The organism is Arsukibacterium sp. (genome assembly GCF_036735525.1).
GTDB lineage: Bacteria > Pseudomonadota > Gammaproteobacteria > Enterobacterales > Alteromonadaceae > Alishewanella.
Genome location: NZ_DAINOE010000121.1, coordinates 1 through 5,677, shown reverse-complemented (window position 1 = coordinate 5,677; position 5,677 = coordinate 1). Strand labels below are relative to the sequence as shown.

7 protein-coding genes are annotated in these 5,677 nt (G+C 50.0%); 6 read left to right on the top strand and 1 reads right to left on the bottom strand.

Features of this window, described 5'->3' with window-relative positions:
• The 6 genes from V7D78_RS15710 to V7D78_RS15685 form a co-directional block, all read left to right on the top strand.
• Positions 1-559, top strand: a 559-nt coding sequence (locus V7D78_RS15710) for an MlaA family lipoprotein (protein ID WP_333609407.1), incomplete at its 5' end; no start/stop codon positions are given.
• 26 nt (positions 560-585) lie between these two features.
• A complete protein-coding gene (gene wecB, locus V7D78_RS15705; protein WP_333609406.1) occupies positions 586-1,710 on the top strand; it encodes a non-hydrolyzing UDP-N-acetylglucosamine 2-epimerase in 1,125 nt (374 codons plus the stop codon).
• Between the two features lie 63 nt (positions 1,711-1,773).
• Positions 1,774-2,955, top strand: coding sequence for an MFS transporter (locus V7D78_RS15700; RefSeq protein ID WP_333609405.1), 1,182 nt, complete (start codon positions 1,774-1,776; stop codon positions 2,953-2,955).
• A gap of 111 nt (positions 2,956-3,066) precedes the next feature.
• Positions 3,067-3,603 (top strand): RNA polymerase sigma factor, encoded by a 537-nt coding sequence (locus V7D78_RS15695; RefSeq protein WP_333609404.1) that lies wholly within the window; start codon positions 3,067-3,069, stop codon positions 3,601-3,603.
• A complete protein-coding gene (locus tag V7D78_RS15690; RefSeq protein ID WP_333609403.1) occupies positions 3,596-4,108 on the top strand; it encodes a hypothetical protein in 513 nt (170 codons plus the stop codon). The genes V7D78_RS15695 and V7D78_RS15690 overlap by 8 nt, the downstream gene beginning before the upstream one ends.
• A gap of 18 nt (positions 4,109-4,126) precedes the next feature.
• Entirely contained in the window at positions 4,127-5,101 is a 975-nt protein-coding gene (locus V7D78_RS15685) for a DUF4097 family beta strand repeat-containing protein (RefSeq protein ID WP_333609402.1), read from the top strand.
• A gap of 77 nt (positions 5,102-5,178) precedes the next feature.
• On the opposite strand, the gene V7D78_RS15680 is transcribed toward V7D78_RS15685, so the two are convergent.
• Positions 5,179-5,677 (bottom strand): pseudouridine synthase (locus V7D78_RS15680; protein WP_333609401.1); only part of this gene is annotated, 499 nt, incomplete at its 5' end.

Genomic DNA, 5,677 nt, shown 5'->3' with positions numbered 1-5,677 from the left:
AGTGGTGCCTAAACCGGCACGCACAGGCGTGCATAATGTGGTAGTGAATTTGGGCGAGCCTGCCAGTTTCGTTAATGGTGTGCTGCAGGCAAAACCAGACAGAGCGGCGGTCAGTGCCGGGCGGTTTTTGGTTAATAGCACTATCGGCTTATTTGGGCTGTTTGATGTCGCCAGCAAAATAGGCCTGGATGAAAAGCAGGAAGATTTTAACCAGACTATGGCAGTATGGGGAGTGGGCGATGGCCCATTCTTAATGGTACCAGGGCGGGGGCCAACTACAGTGCGTGGCACTGCCGGTGCCTTTGTCGATGAGTTATACTTTCCGTTGGGATTATTGAACACCCCGCAAACGCTGGCACGTTTATTAATTGGTGCTCTGGATAGCCGCGAGCAGTTAATGGCGGTGGAAAGAATGCTTGAAGACTCGCTAGACCCTTACGCCTTTATCAAAGAGTCTTACTTTCAGCGTCAATTATTTAAAATCTATGATGGCAATCCACCTGCCCGAGAAGAGCCGGAGATTGATGAGGATTTTCTTGATTTTCTGGACGAGTTTTAACCGGTCTTAACAGAGTAAGGGATCACATGTTAAAAGTACTGAGTGTGTTTGGCACCCGGCCTGAAGCGATAAAAATGGCGCCTTTGGTCAATTTGTTAAAGCAGGATGTGGCCATTGATAGCCGGGTTTGCGTGACTGGCCAGCATCGCGAAATGCTGGATCAGGTATTGGCGCTTTTCGATATTGAGCCAGAGTATGATCTGGCAATTATGAAGGCTGGGCAAGACTTATACGATGTCACTACCAGCATTTTATTACAGATAAAAACCGTACTTCGTGATTTTAAACCCGTGGTGTTGGTGCATGGCGATACCAGTACCACCTTTGCCGCCGCTCTGGCCTGTTATTATGAAAAAATCGCGGTGGGTCATGTGGAGGCAGGGCTGAGAACCGGCAATATTTACAGCCCCTGGCCAGAAGAAGCTAACCGCAAATTAACCGGCACCTTAACCCGGTACCATTTTGCGCCCACCCAAACGTCAGCCGATAATTTGTTAGCCGAGCAGGTGCCCCAAGCGCATATTTATGTCACCGGTAATACCGTGATTGATGCGCTGCTTGAGGTGGTAAAACGCATCGAAAAAGATAGCGCATTACAACAGCGTTTTGCCGCTGATTTTCCGTTTATCAAGCCGGAGCGCCGGTTAATTCTGGTTACCGGTCACAGACGGGAGAGTTTTGGTGGCGGCTTTGAGCAAATTTGTGCGGCGCTGGCTGATATTGCCCGGGCTTACCCGGATTGCGATATCTTATATCCGGTGCATTTAAACCCTAATGTGCGTGAGCCGGTGTACCGTTTATTGTCTGATGTTGCTAATGTGCATTTGATCCCACCGCAAGATTATCTGCCTTTTGTCTATTTGATGAGCCGCAGCTATCTGGTGCTGACGGATTCTGGCGGTATTCAGGAAGAAGCCCCATCACTGGGTAAACCGGTGCTGGTGATGCGCGATACCACGGAGCGGCCAGAGGCTGTGGCCGCCGGCACCGTTAAACTGGTCGGTACCGACAGACAAAAAATTGTGGCAGAAGTGACACTGTTGCTTAATGATAAAGGTTATTATGACAGCATGAGTGTGGCGCATAATCCCTACGGTGATGGTGCGGCCTGTCAGCGCATTGTTAACACCTTAAAGCAATTGGCAAGCTAACCACGACACAGCCTGCTAAGTTAAGGCTTGGCAAGTTAAAGCTAGGCAAAAGGGGCTGCGACGGTGATTGAGTATAAATCAGCGGCATTTTATCGCAGTTGCTTTGCGCTGTGTCTGGCGGCAATGGTGGTTTTTGCCAATCTGCATTTGTTACAGCCGTTATTGCCAGAACTGAGCCGTTACTACCAGCTGACGCCGCTACAGGTCAGTTGGAGTTACACTATTGGCACCCTCTGCCTGGGCTTATCATTATTGGTTTATGCGTCGATATCTGATGCCCTGGGCCGTAAAAATTTACTACTGCTTACCCTTGGCGGCATGACCCTCAGCACCCTGGCGTTAACTCAGGTTGAAAGCTTTCAGGCGCTGTTGTGGTGGCGTGCCATTCAGGGCTTGTGTTTGGGGGGCTTGCCGGCGCTGGCCATTGCCTGGATGGGCGAAGAGTACTCCACACCGGCTCTGGTTACGGCGGTCGGCTACTATATCAGTGCCAATTCGCTGGGTGGCATTAGCGGCAGGCTAATGGCGGGAGGCCTGGCTGAACTTGGCCATTGGCAATGGGTGTTTTGGCCAATGGCACTTCTCAGTGCGCTTAGCCTGTATTTTATCTGGCGTTATTTACCCGTTTCAGCCTATTTTCAGCCGCGACCTTTTAGCCTCAGCACTGCACTTAGCGCGCACTGGCGCCATCTGCAACAGCCACTACTGCTGTTGACCTATCTGATTGGTGGCTTAAATTTCCTGATCTTTTTAAATCAATACACCTATATGGGGTTTTTACTGTCTGCAACGCCCTATCAGTTAAGCAGTGGCATGATTGGTTTGCTTTTTATCAGTTATTTTACCGGTACTATAGGCTCAGCGTATTCAGCCCGTATCGCCCGGCGGTTAACGGCAATAGGCGGCATGGCAAGCGGAATTGGCATTATGATGCTTGGCAGCTTGCTCACTTTAAGCCCGCAGTTGCCCGTGCTGTTAAGCGGTTTATTTGTCAGTGCTTTTGGCTTTTTCTTATGTCACTCGCTGGCCAGCAGCTGGGTAAACCAACATGCCAACACTAACAAGGCCAGCGCCAGTGCGCTTTACCTGGTGTTTTACTATGTGGGGGCCAGCATCGGCGGTATTTATCTGCAACCCTTTTGGCAATGGTCAGGTTGGTCCGGTGTCGTGCTGGGTTCAATAGCCATGTATAGCCTGACGCTGCTGTTAGTATGGCAACTGTGGCTCCGCCGCCACCGCCACTAAAACGTATCCTATTATCCCGTTAAAAATATTTACCGCGCGTTTAAACCTTTCTGAAGTGCTTTTCGACTAACCTGATATCAACTTATTAAGTGTGGCCAGCAAAGGGGCGTTATGGCATTGGAGCTTGCGCAAGTGATTGCCGCTGCAAAACAAGGGGACAAGCAGGCTTTTTACCAGCTGTACCAGCACTATATTGATCGGGTCTATGCTATCTGCTGGCGCTTGCTGGCGAACAAGCAGCAAGCTGAAGATGCCAGCCAGGAGATATTTATAAAAGTGTGGCAGCAGCTGCCCTCCTTTCGTGGCGATAGCGAGTTTGCCACCTGGTTACATAGCATTGCAACGCGCAGTGCCATTGACCTGTGGCGCCAGCAAAAATACCTGCGTTTGACTGATAGCGCTGAGTCATTGTCAGAAAGCTTAGCAGAGCTTGCTGGGCAGCAGGTGCCATGCAGCTCAGTGCAGCTAACGCTGGAGCAGGCGATTCAGCGTTTACCCTCGCAAGCCAGAGCGGTATTTGTGTTGTGTGCGCTTGAGGGCTATCAACATCAGCAAATAGCGACGCAGCTGGGTATCGCCGAAGGCAGTTCAAAAGCACAGTATCACCGGGCCCGGCAATTGTTACAGGAGTACTTAGCGGATGAATGAACAACAATTAACTGAAGCGATACAGCAGTTGCCGCGCGCATTACCGCCTGAGCGCGATTTATGGCCACAGTTAGCCAGCAGATTGGCTGCGCAGCCGCAATTAGCAACCTCAGGCGATACGCCAGGCTCACACAAGCGACTCGGGCGTTGGGGTTGGGCCAGTGTCGCTGTGGTGGCAATGTTGGGTCTGATGTATTGGCAACTGGCACTAACGCCGCTAGCCCCGGTTGAGCAAGCGTCTGCCTTATCGGCAGAAGTGCAGTTACTGCTGCAATATGAACAACAAAAATCGCTGCAATTGTCGCAGGTTGTCGCTGTTGCTGAGGGTTTCGACAACTGGCAGCAGCAGTTACAGATTTGGGATCAGGCGATACTGCAGGTGCGTCAGGCGTTGCAGTTTTATCCGGATGAACCACATTTACTGGCGCAGTTACAGCAATTATATCAACAGCAGCTGGACTATATTCAACGCGCCACTGTGCAGCAACCATTAATAATGAGTTAAACCTTTAAGGAGAGAAACATGCAATACCTAACCAAAAATAACTTCGCTGCTCTGTTCAGCTTAGCACTAATGGCATTCAGTCAGCTGGCATTGGCCGATTCGCGTGAAGTGGTAAATGAGATCCATAACGTCAGTGCCAATGAAAAAATTTATATTGAAGTGATGAGTGGTGAAATCAGCATCAAGGCGGTCACCGGCAATAGATTTAGTGTCAAGGGTAAGTTAGATGGGAAAGCGACAGGCTATTTGCTTGATAGTAAAGACGGCTTTAGTCGTTTCGAAATGACCATGCCACGTCAGCTGAACTATAACCGCAGTGAAAAAGAGTACCTGGCTGAATTAAGCATTGAGGTTCCAGTGGGCAGCAGCGTCGAATTTAAAGGTGTCAACGGTAATGTTGAGATTACTGGGGTTCATGGCAGTAGTCAGATAAGCTCTGTTAATGGCCATATTATTGCCAGTGATTTACGCAATAGCGTAAAACTCAACACGGTTAATGGTGAAATAACGCTGCTGGATGGCACCGGCACCATAGAACTCAGCTCAGTGAATGGCAAAATTAATGATCAAGGCTCTGTGGGCCGTCTGACTTATGCCGTGGTAAATGGCAAAATTAACGCACGCTCCAAAGCAACAGAAGTCAATCTGAGTACGGTTAACGGCGATGCAGAGCTGGAGCTGGATGGAACCGCTGTGCTATCGCTCAGCACCGTTAATGGTGAGATTGAAGCTAAGCTAAGTGGTGTAAGCAACCCTCGTATCAATGGTAGCAGTGTCAGTGGCGATATTGAATTAAAGCTTGCTAGCAACCTATCTGCCCGTTTTGATCTTAAAGCATCAGCCGGTGGCAATATCAACAATAAACTTAGTAGTGATAAAGTTATCAAAGCCAAATACGGCCCAGGCCGAAGCCTGCAGTTCACCCTTGGCAGCGGTGAGGGCAGTGTTGAACTGACCACCGTTAGCGGCGACATTAAGCTGGACAAGCGTTAATCCCCAGTGGGGTCAGGCCTTGCTTTTTGCAGTTGTTAACAACTGCAAAAAGCAAGGCCTGACCCCGAGGTGTTGGTTTAATTTAGTGGTGCGGCAGATTGTTGCAAGGCGTTCAGTTCGTCAGAGGTTAACGGGCGATACTGACCCACCGCTAATTCGCCCAGTGGCAGGCGGCCGATAGCGATGCGGCTCAGGGCCGTGACCCGGTAGCCCAATGCTTTACACATGTAGCGGATTTGCCGGTGTAATCCCTGGGTAAGAATAATCTGAAACTGCTGTGGCCCTGTGGCAGTAACCTGGCAGGGCTTTGATTGAAAGTGGTTTTGGCCCAGTTGCCAGCTTACACCGCAGCGCAATTGGCTGATTGCAGCCTCAGTAAGAGGTTTATCGGTCGTCACACTATAGCTTTTGCTGTGATGATAGTCGGGATGCAATAACCGCTGGCACAAGTCACCGTCGTTAGTCAGTAGCAGCAAACCACTGGAGTCTTTATCCAGCCGGCCAACCGCAAATAACGCTTGCGGTAAGGTTTTAAGCAGCTGATGAATGCTGGCTGCATCATCAGGCCTGTTGTTA